The sequence below is a fragment of the Microbacterium deferens genome (genome assembly GCF_045517775.1).
Lineage (GTDB): Bacteria > Actinomycetota > Actinomycetes > Actinomycetales > Microbacteriaceae > Microbacterium.
Genome location: NZ_JBEUWT010000001.1, coordinates 697,523 through 715,257 on the forward strand (window position 1 = coordinate 697,523; position 17,735 = coordinate 715,257).

A 17,735-nucleotide genomic window follows, 5' to 3' on the forward strand; every position below is an offset into this window, starting at 1 on the left:
CGACGACCGGAGCGCCCGCATCGTGCGACGCGGGACGACTCTTCAGCTCATGCGGTGCGCGAGCACCGCGGCGACGGTTCCGGGGAGCTCCTCGGTGATGTCGAGGGCGGTGATCGGCCCTCCGGCCTCTCCGTACCGGTCGGCGGCCGCCGTCGCCGCCCGGCCGTGCAGCCACGCACCCGTGGCGGCGAGCGCGCCCAGGCTCTCCGCGTCGGTCACCGGCTCGACCGAGGCGGCTGCCACGACCGCGCCGATGATCCCGCCGAGCACGTCGCCCGTGCCGGCGGTCGCGAGCCACGGCGTGCCGGACGTCACGCGCGCCACCCATCCGCCGGGCGTGGCGACGATCGTGCGCGCACCCTTCAACAGCACCGTGGCACCGAGTGCGCGGGCCGTCTCGAGCGCCCCTCGCTGCCGCTCGACATCGTCGGCGTCGCCCCCGACCGGCGCGAGTCCGATGCTCTCGCGAAGGCGGTCGTGCTCGCGCCCGTGCGGGGTCACGATGCGCGGTGCGGACCCGACGCCCGCGAGATCGAGAGCGCCCGCGTCGACGATGACCGGGGGGCCGGAGCCGAGGATGCGGCGCAGCGCCGCGTCTTCCGACGCCGGCCGGTCGGCAGCATCCGTCCCCGACCCGATGAGCCAGGCCTGCACCCGGCCGTCGGCGGTGACCGTCTCGGGGCGGCGGGCGAGGATGAGGTCCTGCGCGCGCTCGGGGCCCAGATAGCGCACCATGCCGAGGCCCGTACGCCACGCGGCTTCGACGCCGAGCACGGCCGCACCCGGGTAGCGGGTCGAGCCGGTTCGAACCCCGAGCACCCCGCGGGAATACTTGTCGTCAGACGCCGTTGGCACCCGGAGGACACGCGACGCGCGCTCCACGGTCCACTCGCCGACCGTGGGATCGATCGCGGCTTCGAGCCCCTCACCAGACATGGCCCACACCCTACGCGCCGGAGGCACCATGAGCATCCTCTTCTCCCCCCTCACGATCGGTGCGACGACGTTCCGCAACCGGCTGTGGGTGGCCCCCATGTGCCAGTACAGCGCCACCGACGGCATGCCCGGCGAATGGCACCACGTGCACCTCGCCCAGTTCGCCTCCGGCGGCGCGGGCCTGGTCGTCTCCGAAGCGGCCGCGGTCTCGCCGGAGGGACGCATCTCGCCCGAGGACGTCGGCATCTGGAACGACGCGCAGCAGGCCGCCTGGGCCCCGATCGTCGCCGCGATCCGCTCCCGCGGCGCCGTCGCCGGCATCCAGCTCGCCCACGCCGGGCGCAAGGCCTCGACGTGGTCGCCGTTCGCCGGCGAGCGCGGAACCGTGCCGTCCGACCGGGGCGGCTGGCAGAGCGTCGCGCCGTCGGCGGTCGCCTTCGAGGGGTACGCGGCTCCCGCGGAACTCGATCACACGGGTATCGATCACGTCGTGGCGAACTTCGCCTCCGCCGCCCGCCGCGCGGTGGCCGCCGGCTTCGAGGTGCTCGAGATCCACGCCGCCCACGGATACCTGCTCCACCAGTTCCTCTCGCCGCTGTCGAACCTGCGCACCGACGAGTACGGCGGATCGTTCGAGAACCGCACGAGGCTGCTGCGCCGGGTGGTCACCGCGGTGAAGGATGCCGCGCCCACGGCGGTCGTCGCCGTGCGGTTCTCCGCGACCGACTGGGCGGAGGGCGGCTGGGACGTCGAGGACACCGTGCGCGCAGCCGCGGTCGCAGAAGACCTCGGCGCAGAGCTCATCGACGTCTCCAGCGGCGGACTCGTCGCCCACCAGCAGATCACCACCGGACCGGGCTACCAGGTCGCCTTCGCCGCGGCCGTCCGCGCGCGGGTCGACATCCCGGTGAACGCCGTCGGCATGATCGACACGGGCGCGCTCGCCGAGGAGGTGCTCGCCCGCGGCGACGCCGACGCGATCATGTCGGCGCGCGAGTGGCTCCGCGACCCGCACTTCGCCCTCCGCGCCGCCGGCGAGCTGGGCGCCGATGTCACCTGGCCCCCGCAGTACGAGCGGGCCCGCCGCCGCTGACGCCCCGCAGCATCCGCCACCGCTCCCGCGGCGTTCTCCCTCGCAGGAATGTGACGCATTCCGGCGACTGACCCCACGAATTCGCAGGGTCAGTCGCCGGAAGGTGTGGCGATCACGCGAATCGCGCTCCGCGCGACGCCTCAGCGTCGACGCGCGGTGGCGTCCTGCACCTCGCCGACGAGCTCTTCGATGATGTCTTCCAGGAACAGCACCGCCGTCGTCTCGCCCGATTCGTTGCGCACCTGAGCGAGGTGGCGGCCCGCGCGCCGCATGAGCGCGAGGGCGTCTTCGAGGTCGGTCGACTCCATCACCGGAACCATGTGGTGGATCCGCTTCGACGGCAGCGGACGGGCGACGTCGGTCACCGCTCCCTCCACCTCCGCGGCGCGCAGCACGTCTTTCAGGTGCACGTAGCCGACCGGCATGTTCTCGGCATCCACGATCACGTAGCGCGAGTACCCGTGCTTGGCGACGGCCCGCTCGATCTCGTCGGGCGTGGTCGTCTCGGGGAGGGTCACCAGGTCGGCCAGCGGCACCGCCACGTCGCGACTCTTCTTGTCGGTGAACTCCACGACCGCCGCGACCGTGCCGGCCAGGTCGTCGAGCACGCCCTCTCGGCGCGACTGGTTCACGATCGTCGCGACCTCATCGAGGGTGAAGGTGGATGCTGCCTCGTCCTTGGGCTCGACACGGAACAGGCGCAGCACGTGGTTGGCGATCCAGTTCAGCGTGACGATGATCGGGCGGAAGACCTTCGACACCGCCACCAGCGGCGGCGCCAGCATCAACACGGCCCGGTCGGGCAAAGAGAACGCCAGGTTCTTCGGCACCATCTCACCGAACACGACGTGCAGATAAGACACGATCAGCAGGGCGACGACGAACGCGGTCACGTCGACGGCGACCTCGCCCATGCCGGTCAGACCCAGAGGTTCGGCCAGCAGGTGGTGGATGGCCGGCTCCGACACGTTCAGGATCAGCAGCGAGCAGATCGTGATGCCCAGCTGGCAGGTCGCGAGCATGAGAGTGGCGTGCTCCATCGCCCACAGCGCGGTCTTGGCGGCGCGCGATCCGCGCTCCGCCAGCGGTTCGATCTGCGAGCGACGGGCCGAGATGACGGCGAATTCGGCACCGACGAAGAAGGCGTTGGCGACCAGAAGGACGACGAGCCAGGCGATTCCTGCCCAATCGTTCATCGTTGGTCACCCCCTTTCGCGGCGCGCACGAGGTCGCCGACGTTCTCCTCCACGGGATTCGGGGTGAACGCCACGCGGTCGATGCGGCGGCCGTCCATCCGGATGACGGTGAGAGTGCCGTCCTCGACGGGCACGCTGTCGCCGACGACCGGGATGCGTTCGAGCTCGGCCATCATGAACCCACCCACGGTGTCGTAGACGTCACCCTCGGGAACGCGGACGCCCGCGCGGTCGAGCACCTCGTCGGGTCTCAGGTCGCCCGGAATATTGATCGACCCCCCGGTGCGCACCACGCCGGCGCGCGAGCGGTCGTGCTCGTCGAGCACCTCGCCCACGATCTCCTCGACGAGGTCTTCGAGGGTGACGACGCCGGCGGTGCCGCCGTACTCGTCGACGACGACGGCCATCTGATAGCCCCGGGCACGCAGCTCGGCCACGAGTGCGTCGAGGTGCACGGTCTCGGGAACGCGCAGCGGCTCGGTCGCCAGTGCCGCGGCGGGAACGTCGGCCCGGCGGTCGCGCGGAACACCGATCGCGGCCTTCAGATGCACGATGCCGACGATGTCGTCCATCGAGTCCTGGTAGACGGGGAACCGACTGTGCCCGGTGCGTCGGGCCAGCTGCACCACGTCGTCGGCGGAGTCTTCCGCCGACAGGGCGTGCACGCTCGGACGCGGCGTCATCACGTCGGCGGCGCTCAGCCGCGCGAACGTCAGGCTCCGGTCGAGCAGCGACGCGGTGTCTTCCTCGAGCATCCCCGCGCTCGCCGAGCGGCGTACGAGGCTCGAGAGCTCCTCGGCCGTGCGGGCGCCCGAGAGCTCCTCCTTCGGCTCCACGCCCATCGCGCGGAGGATGCCGTTCGCGCTGCCGTTGAGCACCGCGATCGCGGGACGGAAGACGGCGGTGAACGCGACCTGGAAGGGGATGACGAGCTTCGCCGTCTGCCGCGGGATCGCGAGGGCGAAGTTCTTCGGCACGAGCTCGCCCAGGATCATCGACAGGACGGTCGCGACCGACACGCCGAGGATCGCCGAGAACGGCGTGACGAATCCGTCGGGCCATCCCCACGAGGAGAAGATCGGGCGCACCAGACTCGAGATGGCCGGCTCCATCGTGTAACCGGTCAGCAGAGTCGTCAGCGTGATACCCAGCTGCGCGCTCGAGAGGTGGGTCGAGGTGATGCGCAGAGCCGCGATCGTCAACGACAGTCGCGACTCACCCGCATCCTGTCGCTTCTCGAGATCGGCGCGATCCAGATTGACCAGCGCGAACTCGCTCGCAACGAACAGACCCGTTCCGACCGTGAGCACAAGCCCCACGCCCAGCATGACGAATTCCATCACGCACCACCTCCGCTCGGGGCGGAGAGAGGACAGTGGGGCAAGGATCTACAACTGGGAGGGTCGTCCATCGTCCCGCCATTCTATCCCGAGCATTCCTGGCCCGGAGGGTCTTCTCGGGATCTGTCCCTCGCCGGAATGTGGCTCGTTCCGGCGAGTGATACCGCAGGTTCGCACCGTCATTCGCCGGACAATGGCGCAGTCGTATGCGAAGACCCACCGCGTGCTCTCCTCCACAGGCGTCGGCGCGGCGCCGTCTGTCCGCACCCCCGCTGTATCTGACGGGCGGATGCTGCGGCTGCACCACGCTCGACGGATGACATGGATGGACCACCCGCCCATCTCCGCCGTCTTCCGGCGGCGCGAACATGCGGAGGTGAACGAGCGCCGACTCCGCCGCATCGTGGACAGCGGCGAAGCCGTGCGGATCGCCCCCGGCTCGTACGCATGGAGGGATGCGTGGGACGCGGCCGACCCACTGCGAAAGCACGCGCAGCGGGTCTGGGAAGCCGCCGCACGCCTCCAGCCCGGCGCAGTATTCGTCCGTCACGCCGCAGCTGCGCTCTGGTCGATAGACACCCTCGGCCCGTGGCCCGGCCGCGTCGACGTCGCCGTCGACGACTCCGGCGGTGGCCGATCGACCGGTCTCATCGTGCGGCATTCGCGGCGCGTTCCGGTGGACGGCATCGTTGCGTGGGGCGACCACTTCGTGACGACGCCCGCTCAGACGGTCGTCGACATCGCGGCCTCCCACCCGTTCACGATCGGGGTCGCCGCGGCAGACCAGGCACTCTGGGAACGCCGGATCGGCGGCGCACTCCTGAGCGCCGACGAGCTGGGGGATGCCGTTCACGCGTTCATCGGGCGTGGCAACGTGCGTGTCGATCGCGTCGCGCGGTTCGCCGATGCGCGGGCGGCGAACGTGCGGGAATCGCAGAGCCGGGTCTTGATCCACACCCTGGGGTTCCCCGCCCCCGAGCTGCAGCAGCGATTCGACCTACCCGGCGGAGGAGTCGCCTACTCCGACTTCTGGTGGCCGAAGTGGCGCGTGATCGGCGAGCTCGACGGCCTGACGAAGTACCTCGACGAACGGATGCGGGCGGGCCGCTCGCCCTCGCAGGTGCTCTCCGACGAGAAGGACCGTGAGGACGAGCTGCGACGGCTCGTCCATCGCGTGGCGAGGTGGCGCGTCAGCGCCCTCGACTCCCCCCGCGCCCTCTGGGACATTCTCACCGCCGCGGGCCTTCCCACCTCGATGCGTCGCCCCGGCTATTAGGGCGACTGCGACAGCATCCTGCTTCTGACGCTACGAATCGCTGGCGTCAGTTGCAGGAATGCGCCACAATCCGGCACATACCGATGCGGGGGGGGCACCCGGCAGCGGCAGGGGCAGCGGTGGGGGTCACCAGGAGACGGGGAGCGCCTTGCCCTCCTCGTAGCCGGCGGCCGACTGCAGGCCGACGCGGGCCCGGTCGCGGAACTCGGCCACGGTGGCCGCGCCGGCGTAGGTGAACGACGAGCGCACGCCCGAGGTGATCATGTCGAGCAGGTCTTCCAGGCCCGGACGAAGCGGGTCGAGGTAGATGCGCGACGACGAGATGCCCTCGGCGAACAGCTCCTTTCGCGCCAGCTCGTACGGGTCGAGGCGCCCGAACCGCTCATGGACGGCCTTGGTCGAGGCCATGCCCCAGGACTCCTTGTAGATGCGCCCGTCGGCGTCGGTCAGCAGCTCGCCGGGCGCCTCGATGGTGCCCGCGAACCACGAGCCGATCATGACGGATGCGGCGCCCGCCGCGAGTGCGAGGGCGACGTCGCGCGGGTAGCGCACTCCCCCGTCGGCCCAGACGTGCGCGCCGCGCGCGCGAGCGGCCTCGGCGGTCTCGAGCACGGCCGAGAACTGCGGACGCCCGACGGCCGTCATCATGCGCGTGGTGCACATCGCCCCCGGCCCGACGCCGACCTTGAGGATCGTCGCACCGGCGTCGACCAGGTCGTCCACGCCGTCGGCGGTGACGATGTTCCCCGCGACGATCGGCAGTCCGAGCCCGAGCGACGCCACCTCGCGCAGGGCGCGCAGCATACCGTCCTGGTGCCCGTGTGCGGTGTCGAGCACGAGCACGTCGACGCCGGCCGCGGCGAGAGCGCGCGCCTTGGCCGCGGCGTCGCCATTGATGCCCACCGCCGCGGCGACGATCAGACGCCCGGAGGCGTCGACGGCCGGGGCGTAGAGCGTGGAGCGAAGGGCGCTGCGCCGCGACAGCGTGCCGACGAGATATCCGTGCTCGAGCACGCAGACCGTATCGGCGTCGGCGGCCACGATGAGGTCGAAGGCGTGCCGCGCGGTCTCCACGTCGTGGGCGTCGATCGCCGGCGGGCGTCCCCGCACGAGGTCGCCCAATCGCGCGTCGGGCAGGGCCGTGCCCAGCCGGGTGGCAGAGACCGTGCCCACCACATCGTCGATGTGCACCCGCTCGGCGTTCTCGGCCACGACGATTCCGTGCCCCTGCGTCGGCGGCAGGAGGCGCGCGGCGTCGGCGACCGTCGCATCGGGCGGGAGGACGAGGGCGCTGTCCCACCGCACCGGCTGGGCCTTCACCCATCGGATGGCGGCGTCGAGATCCTGCAGCGGAAGATCCTGCGGCAGCACTCCGAGCCCGCCCCTGCGGGCGAGGGTGGCGGCGAGTCGTCGACCGGTGACGGAGTTCATGTTCGCCGAGACCAGCGGGATGCGCGCGCCGGATCCGTCACCGGGCGAGAGGTCGACGTCGAGCCGGCTCGTGACCGCCGAACGGCGCGGAACGAGAAACACGTCGGAATAGGTCAGATCGACCTCGGGCCGCTCTCCGTAGAACTCCATGCCCCCTACGCTACGCGCGGGTCGGCCGCCGCGTGTTGCGCCCCGCCCCGAGGAGACCCCTCTGTCAACTGGGCTACGCTTGTGGGGCGGCGTGCAACAGGCAGCATCGACGCGCCGCCTCCATCTTCATCGAGGAAAGCAGGCGATCGACCGTGTCGAGCCAGGTGACGGGCGTCGGTACTTCGAACGAGGGCGAATTCGGCGCCAATGAATGGCTTGTCGACGAGCTCTACGAACAGTTCAAGTCCGACCGGAATTCCGTAGACAAGGCCTGGTGGCCGGTTCTCGAGGCCTACCACCCTGTCGTCGACGAGGCGAACCCGACGGGAGCAGCTCCCTCCGAGCCGAAGCCCGTGACGGCTCCGATCCCGGTGATCGGCGCCCCGCCGGTCGCACGCACGACGGCCAAGCCCGCCAAGCCGCAGCCCATCCCCGCGCAGGCGCCGAAGGCAGCGCCCGTCGAGGCGAAGCCCGAGGTCGAGCCGGAGGCCGACAAGGTCACCCCGCTCCGGGGTATGCCGAAGACCCTCGCCGCCAACATGGACGAGTCGCTGACCGTTCCGACGGCGACCAGCGTGCGAACCGTGCCCGCGAAGCTGATGATCGACAACCGCATCGTCATCAACAACCACATGGCGCGCACGCGCGGCGGCAAGGTCAGCTTCACGCACCTCATCGGGTGGGCGCTCGTCCAGGCGCTCAAGGAGTTCCCGAGCCAGAACGTGTTCTACGCGGAGGTCGACGGCAAGCCCTCGGTCGTCGCACCGGCCCACGTCAACCTCGGCATCGCGATCGACCTCCCCAAGCCCGACGGCACGCGTGCGCTGCTCGTCCCGAGCATCAAGCGCGCCGACACGCTGACGTTCGACGAGTTCCTCTCCTCCTACGAAGATCTCGTCAAGCGCGCGCGCAACAACAAGCTCACCGCGGCCGACTTCCAGGGCACGACCCTCTCGCTGACCAACCCCGGCGGCATCGGCACCGTGCACTCGGTGCCGCGCCTCATGAAGGGGCAGGGATGCATCATCGGCGCCGGCGCCCTCGAGTACCCCGCCGAGTTCCAGGGTTCGAGCGACACGATCCTGAACGAGCTCGCCGTCGGCAAGACGATCACCCTCACCAGCACCTACGACCACCGGGTCATCCAGGGCGCAGGGTCCGGTGAGTTCCTCAAGCGCGTGCACGAGCTGCTCACGGGTGAGCGCGGCTTCTACGACGACCTGTTCGCGGCGCTGCGCATTCCGTACTCCCCCATCCGCTGGGGCAAGGACATCCACGTCGACCTGTCCGAGCGCATCGACAAGGCAGCCCGGGTCCACGAACTCATCAACGCGTTCCGCGTACGCGGCCACCTCATGGCCGACATCGACCCGCTCGAGTACGTGCAGCGCACCCACCCCGACCTCGAGATCGAGTCGCACGGTCTGACCTTCTGGGACCTCGATCGCGAATTCGTCACCGCCGGCTTCGGTGGCAAGCGCGTGATGAAGCTGCGCGACGTGCTCGGCGTGCTCCGCGACTCCTACTGCCGCACCATCGGCCTGGAGTACATGCACATCCAGGATCCCGTGCAGCGCAAGTGGTTCCAGAACAACGTCGAGGTCAAGTACACCAAGCCCGGCCACGACGAGCAGCTGCGCATCCTGTCGAAGCTCAACGAGGCGGAGGCGTTCGAGACGTTCCTGCAGACGAAGTTCGTCGGACAGAAGCGCTTCAGCCTCGAGGGCGGCGAGTCGCTCATCCCCCTCCTCGACGAGATCCTGCGGGGCGCAGCATCCGCCGGTCTCGACGGGGCAGCCATCGGCATGGCCCACCGCGGTCGCCTCAACGTGCTGACCAACATCGCGGGCAAGACCTACGGTCAGGTCTTCCGCGAGTTCGAGGGATCGGTCGCTCTCGGAAACGAGCGCGGCTCGGGAGACGTGAAGTACCACCTCGGCACCGAGGGCACCTTCGCGACGGAGACGGGCACGGAGCTGCCGGTCTACCTCGCGGCCAACCCGTCTCACCTCGAAACCGTCGACGGCGTGCTCGAGGGCATCGTCCGCGCCAAGCAGGACCGCAAGCCGATCGGGAGCTTCTCGTGGCTTCCCGTCCTGGTGCACGGCGACGCGGCGTTCGCCGGACAGGGCGTGGTCGTCGAGACGCTGCAGATGTCGCTGTTGCGCGGATTCCGCACCGGCGGAACGATCCACGTCGTGGTCAACAACCAGGTCGGCTTCACCACGCAGCCCTCCGACGCACGATCGTCGGTCTACGCCACCGATGTGGCGAAGACCATCCAGGCGCCGATCTTCCACGTGAACGGCGATGACCCCGAGGCCGTCGTCCGCGTCGCGCAGCTCGCGTTCATGTACCGCGAAGAATTCCACCGCGACGTCGTCATCGACCTCGTCTGCTACCGCCGCCGCGGGCACAACGAGGGCGACGACCCCTCGATGACCCAGCCCCTGATGACGAACCTCATCGAGGCGAAGCGGTCGGTGCGTCGCCTCTACACCGAGTCGCTCATCGGTCGCGGTGACATCACGCAGGAGGAGTACGAGCAGGCCAAGGCCGACTTCCAGGGTCGGCTCGAGGTCGCCTTCGCCGAGACGCATGCCGCCGAGACCGGTGCGCTGCCGATCGCCGACCCGGATGCTTCGGACGAGCCCGTCGCGGGCGAGCCCGAGACGACCGGTGTGTCGATCGAGGTCGTCCAGTCGATCGGCGACGCCTTCGTCAACAAGCCCGAGGGCTTCACCGTCCACACGAAGCTCCAGCAGCTGCTCGACAAGCGCCTCGAGATGAGCCGCAGCGGCAACATCGACTGGGGCTTCGGCGAACTGCTGGCCTTCGGCTCGCTGCTCCTGGAGGGCACGTCCGTGCGGCTCGAGGGTCAGGACTCCCGCCGCGGCACCTTCGTGCAGCGTCACTCCGTCCTCCACGACCGCGCCAACGGGCAGGAGTGGATCCCGCTGTCGAACCTCAGCCAGAACCAGGGACGGTTCTGGGTCTACGACTCGCTGCTGAGCGAGTACGCGGCCATGGCGTTCGAGTACGGCTACTCCGTGGAACGGGCCGACGCGCTCGTGCTCTGGGAGGCGCAGTTCGGCGACTTCGGCAACGGTGCGCAGTCGGTCATCGACGAGTTCATCTCGTCGGCCGACCAGAAGTGGGGCCAGCAGTCGAGCGTCGTGCTGCTGCTCCCCCACGGGTACGAAGGCCAGGGGCCCGATCACTCGTCGGCGCGCATCGAGCGCTATCTGCAGCTGTGCGCGCAGGACAACATGACCGTCGCGCGTCCGTCGACCCCGGCGTCGTACTTCCACCTGCTGCGTCGCCAGGCGTACCAGCGGCCGCGTCGTCCGCTCGTGGTGTTCACGCCGAAGGCCATGCTTCGTCTGCGCGGGGCGACGAGCCCGGTGGAGAACTTCACCACCGGCAGGTTCGAGCCCGTGCTCGACGACGATCGCGGCATCGACGCCTCGAAGGTGACCCGTGTCCTGCTCCACGCGGGCAAGATCCACTGGGACCTCCGCGGCGAGCTCGAGAAGAACCCGCGCCCGGAGATCGCCCTGGTGCGCCTCGAGCAGTTCTACCCGTCACCGATCGCCGAGCTCAACACGGTGCTCGACCGCTACCCGAACGCCGAACTGGTGTGGGTGCAGGACGAGCCCGAGAACCAGGGCGCCTGGCCGTTCATCGCTCTCGAGCTGGTGAAGCACCTGCACGGTCGCACGATCCGCCGGATCTCGCGTTCCGCGGCCGCTTCCCCCGCGACCGGTTCACCCAAGGTGCACGCTCGCGAGTCCGCGGCCATCCTCGCTGAGGCCGTCGCCCCGTAAGCACCACGAAGAAGGCCCCGCACGGTTCGCCGTGCGGGGCCTTCTTCGTGGTGCGGTGCGGCGCGACGCTCGCACACGCCGGCGTGCCGTGCCGACCCGCGATGCTCAGCGAGCCGTGGCGGCGGCCGAGGGGTCAGCGACTGGTCTGCGCGGCGGCGAGGCGTGCGAGAACGAGGTCGCGCAGGTCCTCGGGCGCCGACTCCTTGCACGCACGGGCCACCACTTCTGTGAGGGTGCGCGCGACCAGGGCCTCGTCCTGGCAGCCGGGACAACCCTCTAGATGCTGCTCGATGTCGTGGTGCGAGGTCTTGCAGACCTCGTGGCGGAGGTACTCCTCCAGGTCGCGTCGGGCCTTGTCGCAGCCGCAGTCGCTCATTTCTCTACTCCCGACGCGGCAGTGAAGCCGCGCTCCTTCGCGTAGCCGGCCAGCAGTTCACGCAGCATTCGCCTGCCTCGGTGCAGGCGGCTCATGACCGTGCCGATCGGAGTCTTCATAATGTCGGCGATCTCCTGGTAGGCGAAGCCCTCGACATCGGCGAGGTACACCGCCAAACGGAAATCTTCGGGAATCGACTGGAGGGCGTCCTTCACGACGGATGCGGGCATCCTGTCGATCGCCTCCGCCTCGGCCGAGCGCGAACTCGTGGCCGTGGTCGATTCGGCTCCCCCGAGTTGCCAGTCTTCGAGGTCGTCGATGGTGCCCTGGTAGGGCTCGCGCTGCTTCTTGCGATACGTGTTGATGTAGGTGTTCGTCAGGATGCGGTAGAGCCACGCCTTGAGGTTGGTCCCCTGCGTGAACGACGACCACGACGAGAAAGCCTTCACGAACGTCTCTTGCACGAGGTCTGCCGCGTCGGCCGGATTGCGCGTCATACGCATGCCAGCCGCGTACAGCTGATCCATGAAGGGGAGCGCCTGCTCCTCGAACTGCGCGCGCGTTTCCGCTGCCGCGTCGACCTCGTCGTTCATCACCGGCCAGTCTATGTCGGGCCACGACGCAGACACCGGCACGGTCGCCTGCGGCGATCGTACGTACTCTCGTTCCAAGATTGCAGGCATCAGGCTCCTTTCGCCTTCAGTAGAGTTGAAACCGATGACCGCCGACGGCTATTCCCCGACCACCACGAACGCGACAGCTCCCCGTGGGGAGTGGACCGCGCCCGTCGCCGAGGGCGCCATCCGAGCGTCGCTGTCGGTGCCCGGTTCGAAATCGCTCACGAACCGCGAGCTGATCCTCGCGGCGATCGCCGACGGACCGGGGATGCTGCATTCCCCGCTCCACTCCGACGACTCGGCGCGCATGATCGACGCTCTGCGTGAACTGGGCGTCGGGATCGAGGCGGTCGCCAACTCGGGATCGTTCGGACCCGACCTCATGGTCACCCCCGTCGCCCCCTTCCGCGGCGGCACCTCGATCGATTGCGGGCAGGCCGGTACCGTCATGCGGTTCGTCGCCGGGCTCGCCGGACTCGCCGCGGGCGAAGTCGTCCTCACCGCTCACGAGAGCGCGTTGCACCGCCCGATGGGCGCGATGATCACGGCGCTCCGCGACGTGGGCGTCGACATCGACGACGGCGGCCGGTGGGCGCTCCCCTTCGCCGTTCGCGGCCACGGGCACGTCCGCGGCGGCGAGGTCGAGATCGACGCGAGCGCGTCGAGCCAGTTCGTCTCGGGCCTTCTGCTCGCCGCGCCGCGCTTCGACGTGGGCCTGCGGCTCCGACACGTGGGCGGCAGGCTCCCCAGCATCCCCCACATCGACATGACGGTCGAGGCGCTCGGTCATCGCGGCATCCACGTCGAGCAGCCCGCGCCCGGCGAGTGGCTCGTGCCGGCGGGTTCGGTACGCGCCAAAGACGTGACGATCGAACCCGACCTGTCGAACGCGGCCCCGTTCCTCGCGGCCGCGATGCTCACCGGGGGCAGTGTCTCCGTCGCCGGGTGGCCCCTGCACTCGACCCAGCCCGGGGCCCTGCTCACCGACATCCTGACGGAGATGGGCGGCCGGGCCTCGCGTCGCGGCGGCAGCCTCACCGTGACGGCGGGAGAGTCGATCGTCGGCGTCGATCTCGACCTCTCCGCGGCGGGAGAGCTCGCCCCCACCCTCTTCGGTCTCGCCGCGTTCGCCGACGCGCCCACCACGCTCTACGGCATCGGACACATCCGAGGTCACGAGACCGATCGCATCGCCGCCCTCGTCGGCAACCTCCGCGCGCTCGGCGGCGAGGCGGAGGAGCTCGAGGACGGCATCCGGATCGTTCCCCGCCCGCTCACCGGTGGCGTGTGGCGTGCGCACCACGACCACCGTCTCGCCACGACCGGCGCCCTCATCGGACTGCGCGTGCCCGGTGTGGTGGTCGACGACATCGGCACGACCGCCAAGACCATGCCCCAGTTCGCGCACTTGTGGCAGCGGATGCTCGACGGGTCTTCCGCGGATGCGGGATCCTGACCCCGTGACGGCCCGATGAGCTGGATCGACGACTCCGACGACGACGAGCCGGAGTTCGACGAGTCCGACTTCCGCGCCCGTCCCAACCCGCGGGCGAACCGGCCGCGGACGAAGCGGCGTCCGGCCCACGCCGACGCGACCATCGCGCGGGTGTTGGGGGTCGATCGCGGCCGTTACACGGTTCTCGTCGACGAGAACACCCCGGAGGAGCGACGCGTGACCACCACGCGGGCGCGGGAGCTGCGCCGCGAGCGGATCGTCACCGGCGATCTCGCCCGCGTCGTCGGCGACACCTCCGCGACCGAGGGCACGCTCGCACGGATCGTCGGGCTGGAACCGCGCACGTCCCTCCTCCGACGCAGCGCCGACGACACCGATCAGGTCGAGCGGATCATCGTCGCCAACGCCGACCAGATGCTCATCGTCGTGGCCGCAGCCGACCCCGAGCCGCGCGAGCGCCTCGTCGACCGCTATCTCGTGGCAGCACTCGACGCCGGGGTCCGCCCCCTTCTCGTCGTCACGAAGACCGACCTCGCCGATCCTGCGCGCTTCCTCTCGCACTTCGACGGCCTCGATCTCGAGGTGTTCACGAGCGGGCGCGACGAGATGCCGCTGGAACGCATCGGCGCCGCTCTGATCGATCACTCCACGGTCTTCGTCGGGCACTCCGGCGTCGGCAAGTCCACGCTCGTCAACGCCCTCACCGGCTCCGATCGGGCGACCGGGCACGTGAACGAGGTCACCGGCCGTGGACGGCACACCTCCTCCTCGACCGTGTCGCTGCGGTACCGCGGCGAGGGCGGGTCGGGCTGGGTCATCGACACGCCCGGCGTCCGCTCGTTCGGGTTGGGTCACGTCGACCCCGCGAACATCCTCGGCGCCTTCACCGAGCTGGCGCTGGTCGCCGAGGACTGCCCTCGCGGGTGTACGCATCTCCCCGATGCGCCCGACTGCGCGATCGTGGAGGCCGTGGGCGAAGGCCGACTGGGCCCGGAGGGCGCGGCCCGCTTGGATTCGCTGCAGCGGCTGTTGGCCACCTTCGCCGGATCGTAGGCTGGTCGGGTGACCCATCTCGAACCCGGCTCCGTTGCGCCCGACTTCACCCTCCTCGACCAGGACGAGCGACCGGTGTCGCTCTCGGACTTCCGCGGGCGTCGCGTCATCCTGTACTTCTACCCCGCCGCTATGACCCCCGGCTGCACGACGCAGGCCTGCGACTTCCGCGACAGCATGGCGTCGCTGCAGGGGGCGGGCTACACCGTGCTCGGCCTCTCGCGCGACGAACCCGCCAAGCTGCGCCAGTTCCGCGAGAACGACGGCATCACCTTCCCCCTGCTCAGCGACCCCGACCACGCCGTGCACGAGGCGTACGGGGCGTGGGGCGAGAAGCAGAACTACGGCAAGACGATCACCGGGGTGCTGAGGTCGACGTTCGTGCTCGACGAAGACGGTGCCGTGCGCGAAGCCCTGTACAACGTGAAGGCCACGGGACACGTCGCGCGCCTGCGCAAGACCCTCGGCGTCGACGCCGCCTGACGGTCGGCGTCTTCGTCACTCTCCGTCGGGGCGTTGCGGCGCGGCCCGCCTGACGGCCCCGACGAGGAGCACGAGACCGATCACGCCCGGCGCGGCGATCGCGAGCGCCGTCAGGGGATCGGCGCCGACCCCCGTGAGCGCACCCAGCGCAACGGCGAGGATGAGAATCTGCACCACGATCCCGCCCGAGCGCCCCCACGACTGGTCGCGCGCCGTGGCGACGGCGAACGCGGCCAAGGCACCGGCGGCGACCGCAGTGAGCACGATCAGCGCGAGAGCGGTCGTGAGGAACACGGTGTCACCCTCGAAGAGGGCGACGATCTGCCACACCACGAGCGCGAGCGCACCCGCGGCTTCGAGGGCCAGCATGGCTGCAGCGAGAACGCGCACGGGCACGATGCGTCCTTTCGGGAACCGGATGCGGGCGGTAACTCCCTGGAAACCTGCCGGTTACCTCTTGATCGTCCGGGAGCGCTGTGGGAGCATGGTCGAAGCCGTGTGCTCCCACAGCGAAGTGGGGCGGGCCTCTGCCCGCATCTCCCACCAGGGTACCCGACACCCGAATACGGGATCCGAACCCATTCCGACTTACGTCACAAGGAGCACCACCATGGATTGGCGCGACAAATCCGCCTGCCTCACCGTCGACCCCGAGCTGTTCTTCCCCGTGGGGAACACCGGCCCGGCCGTCGACCAGATCGAGAAGGCGAAGTCCGTCTGCGCCCGGTGCACCGTCACCGAGGTGTGCCTGCAGTACGCGCTCGAGTCCGGACAGGACTCCGGTGTCTGGGGCGGCCTGTCAGAAGATGAGCGTCGCGCGCTGAAGCGACGCGCCGCGCGCGCCCGTCGCGCTTCCTGAGCGTCCACCGCCTGCGTCACACGCCCACGACCGGGCACACGACGCAGACCTGGTGAAGCCACTCGCGCGGTGAGCAACCGCAACTGAGCGGGGAGCGTCTTCGGATGCTCCCCGCTCAGGCGCGAGAGCGGTCGATGTAGCGCATGGGGATGTCGATCGTCACTTCGGTGCCGCTACCGACGAGAGTGTGCCAGTCGATCGTGCCGCCCAGTTCGCCCTGGATCAGGGTGCGGACGATCTGCGTTCCGAGTCCCTGGCCGACGTGCCCCTCGGGCATACCGACACCGGAGTCGCGAACCCGCACCTCGAGTCTCTCGTCTGAGCGCTCGGCGGTGATCTCCACCTCGCCCTCGCGTCCGGCGAGTCCGTGCTCGACCGCGTTGGTGACGAGCTCGGTGAGAGCGAGCGCGAGCGGCGTCGCGTACTCGCTCGGCAGGGTTCCGAAACGGCCGGTGGAACGCGTACGTGCGCGGGTGTTGGGCGCGGCGGCGACCTCCGCGACCAGCTTCAGCACGCGGTCGAACACGTCATCGAAATCGACGTTCTGGGCGAGCCCCTCCGAGAGGGTGTCGTGCACCACGGCGATGGCCGACACGCGTCGCATGGCCTGGCTGAGAGCGTCCCGGGCTTCGTCGGAATGGGTGCGTCGCGCCTGGATCCGCAGCAGGGACGCGACGGTCTGCAGGTTGTTCTTGACCCGGTGATGGATCTCGCGGATCGTCGCATCCTTCGTGATGAGTTCCTGCTCCTGGTGGCGGATCTCGGTCACGTCACGGCACAGCACGATCGCACCGGTGCGCACCCCGTGATCGCGGAGCGGGATGGTGCGGAGAGACACCTGCACGCCACGGGCCTCGATGTCGGCCCGCCACGGAGCACGCCCGGTCACGACCACGGGCAGCGACTCGTCGACCTCGCGGTCGGCGGGGAGGATGCGGGTGGTGACGTCGACGAGCGCCTCGCCCTCGAGCTCGTCGTCGAAGCCCATGCGATTAAACGCCGAGAGGGCGTTCGGGCTGGCGAAGGTGGTGATCCCGTCGACGTCGAGCCGGATGAGGCCGTCGGAGGCCCGCGGCGCGCCGCGGCGAGGCGCGATCGGAGCCGCGAGATCGGGGAACTCCCCCGATGCGACCATCCCGAAGACGTCGTCGGCGCAGTCGTTGAAGGTGATCTGCTGACGCGAAGGGATGCGTGCTTCGCCGAGGTTCGTATGACGGGTGAGCACGCCGACCGTGACCGGTGCCTGACCGGCCTGCGTCGAGGTGCGGACGATCGGCACGGCGCGCACGCGCGTCGGAGTCTCCTCGAACCAGTCGGGCGACGCCGAATCGACGATGCGGCCGCTCTGGAAGGCCTCGAGCACCTGCGTGCGCCACTGCGGCCGCACGCGGTCACCGACGATGTCGCGGTAGAACAGGGTGGCGGCGCCGCCCGGGCGGGTGTGCGCGACGGCGACGAACGAGTCGTCGGCGGTCGGCACCCAGATCACGACGTCTGCGAACGCGAGGTCGGCGAGCAGCTGCCCGTCCCCGGCGAGACGATGGAGCCACTCGACGTCCGGTTCCGTGAATCGGCCCTGGGCATAGACGAGGTCGCTGAGCGTGGACACCCCCCTAGCGTACGGGGAGCCTCCCCCGTCCAC

Annotated in this window: 15 protein-coding genes; 7 read left to right on the plus strand and 8 right to left on the minus strand. The window is 69.9% G+C overall.

Going from position 1 to position 17,735, the window contains the following annotated elements; genetic code table 11:
- Positions 1 to 42: 42 nt before the first annotated feature.
- Positions 43 to 936 (minus strand): ADP-dependent NAD(P)H-hydrate dehydratase, encoded by an 894-nt coding sequence (locus tag ABTU82_RS03475; RefSeq protein ID WP_407171748.1) that lies wholly within the window; start codon positions 934 to 936, stop codon positions 43 to 45.
- A gap of 28 nt (positions 937 to 964) precedes the next feature.
- Here ABTU82_RS03475 and ABTU82_RS03480 point away from each other — a divergent pair, with 28 nt between their 5' ends.
- Entirely contained in the window at positions 965 to 2,029 is a 1,065-nt protein-coding gene (locus ABTU82_RS03480; protein ID WP_407171750.1) for an NADH:flavin oxidoreductase/NADH oxidase, read from the plus strand.
- A gap of 140 nt (positions 2,030 to 2,169) precedes the next feature.
- On the opposite strand, the gene ABTU82_RS03485 is transcribed toward ABTU82_RS03480, so the two are convergent.
- Both ABTU82_RS03485 and ABTU82_RS03490 read right to left on the minus strand, forming a co-directional pair.
- Positions 2,170 to 3,225 (minus strand): hemolysin family protein, encoded by a 1,056-nt coding sequence (locus tag ABTU82_RS03485; RefSeq protein WP_116646093.1) that lies wholly within the window; start codon positions 3,223 to 3,225, stop codon positions 2,170 to 2,172.
- A complete protein-coding gene (locus tag ABTU82_RS03490) occupies positions 3,222 to 4,565 on the minus strand; it encodes a hemolysin family protein (RefSeq protein ID WP_407171752.1) in 1,344 nt (447 codons plus the stop codon). Before ABTU82_RS03490 ends, ABTU82_RS03485 begins: the two co-directional genes overlap by 4 nt.
- Before the next feature lie 325 nt (positions 4,566 to 4,890).
- Between ABTU82_RS03490 and ABTU82_RS03495 the strand changes: the two genes are divergently transcribed.
- On the plus strand, positions 4,891 to 5,841 hold the full coding sequence (locus ABTU82_RS03495) for a hypothetical protein (protein ID WP_116646091.1): 951 nt from the start codon (positions 4,891 to 4,893) through the stop codon (positions 5,839 to 5,841).
- A 126-nt stretch (positions 5,842 to 5,967) separates the two neighbouring features.
- Here the strand turns inward: ABTU82_RS03495 and guaB1 are convergent, their stop codons facing one another.
- Positions 5,968 to 7,422, minus strand: coding sequence for a GMP reductase (gene guaB1 / locus ABTU82_RS03500; protein ID WP_407171756.1), 1,455 nt, complete (start codon positions 7,420 to 7,422; stop codon positions 5,968 to 5,970).
- Between the two features lie 152 nt (positions 7,423 to 7,574).
- Between guaB1 and ABTU82_RS03505 the strand changes: the two genes are divergently transcribed.
- Positions 7,575 to 11,249 (plus strand): multifunctional oxoglutarate decarboxylase/oxoglutarate dehydrogenase thiamine pyrophosphate-binding subunit/dihydrolipoyllysine-residue succinyltransferase subunit, encoded by a 3,675-nt coding sequence (locus ABTU82_RS03505; RefSeq protein WP_116646089.1) that lies wholly within the window; start codon positions 7,575 to 7,577, stop codon positions 11,247 to 11,249.
- A gap of 133 nt (positions 11,250 to 11,382) precedes the next feature.
- Here the strand turns inward: ABTU82_RS03505 and ABTU82_RS03510 are convergent, their stop codons facing one another.
- Positions 11,383 to 11,625 carry a zf-HC2 domain-containing protein gene (locus ABTU82_RS03510; protein WP_116646088.1) on the minus strand — a complete coding sequence of 81 codons (243 nt, stop codon included), beginning with the start codon at positions 11,623 to 11,625 and terminating at the stop codon, positions 11,383 to 11,385.
- The gene (locus ABTU82_RS03515; protein ID WP_116646087.1) at positions 11,622 to 12,308 is read right to left on the minus strand and encodes a sigma-70 family RNA polymerase sigma factor; all 687 of its coding nucleotides are present in this window, start codon (positions 12,306 to 12,308) and stop codon (positions 11,622 to 11,624) included. The genes ABTU82_RS03510 and ABTU82_RS03515 overlap by 4 nt, the downstream gene beginning before the upstream one ends.
- Before the next feature lie 34 nt (positions 12,309 to 12,342).
- Between ABTU82_RS03515 and aroA the strand changes: the two genes are divergently transcribed.
- The 3 genes from aroA to bcp are packed head-to-tail and all read left to right on the plus strand — an operon-like array spanning position 12,343 to position 15,234.
- Complete coding sequence (gene aroA, locus ABTU82_RS03520; RefSeq protein WP_407171760.1) at positions 12,343 to 13,698, plus strand: 3-phosphoshikimate 1-carboxyvinyltransferase; 1,356 nt, start codon at positions 12,343 to 12,345, stop codon at positions 13,696 to 13,698.
- A 15-nt stretch (positions 13,699 to 13,713) separates the two neighbouring features.
- A complete protein-coding gene (rsgA, locus tag ABTU82_RS03525) occupies positions 13,714 to 14,751 on the plus strand; it encodes a ribosome small subunit-dependent GTPase A (protein WP_407171762.1) in 1,038 nt (345 codons plus the stop codon).
- A gap of 9 nt (positions 14,752 to 14,760) precedes the next feature.
- Positions 14,761 to 15,234 carry a thioredoxin-dependent thiol peroxidase gene (gene bcp / locus ABTU82_RS03530; protein ID WP_407171764.1) on the plus strand — a complete coding sequence of 158 codons (474 nt, stop codon included), beginning with the start codon at positions 14,761 to 14,763 and terminating at the stop codon, positions 15,232 to 15,234.
- Between the two features lie 15 nt (positions 15,235 to 15,249).
- Here the strand turns inward: bcp and ABTU82_RS03535 are convergent, their stop codons facing one another.
- Positions 15,250 to 15,630, minus strand: coding sequence for a histidine kinase (locus ABTU82_RS03535; protein WP_407171766.1), 381 nt, complete (start codon positions 15,628 to 15,630; stop codon positions 15,250 to 15,252).
- A gap of 214 nt (positions 15,631 to 15,844) precedes the next feature.
- Between ABTU82_RS03535 and ABTU82_RS03540 the strand changes: the two genes are divergently transcribed.
- Complete coding sequence (locus tag ABTU82_RS03540) at positions 15,845 to 16,093, plus strand: WhiB family transcriptional regulator (RefSeq protein WP_116646083.1); 249 nt, start codon at positions 15,845 to 15,847, stop codon at positions 16,091 to 16,093.
- A 115-nt stretch (positions 16,094 to 16,208) separates the two neighbouring features.
- Here the strand turns inward: ABTU82_RS03540 and ABTU82_RS03545 are convergent, their stop codons facing one another.
- Positions 16,209 to 17,702 carry a sensor histidine kinase gene (locus tag ABTU82_RS03545; protein WP_116646082.1) on the minus strand — a complete coding sequence of 498 codons (1,494 nt, stop codon included), beginning with the start codon at positions 17,700 to 17,702 and terminating at the stop codon, positions 16,209 to 16,211.
- Between the last annotated feature and the right edge of the window lie 33 nt (positions 17,703 to 17,735).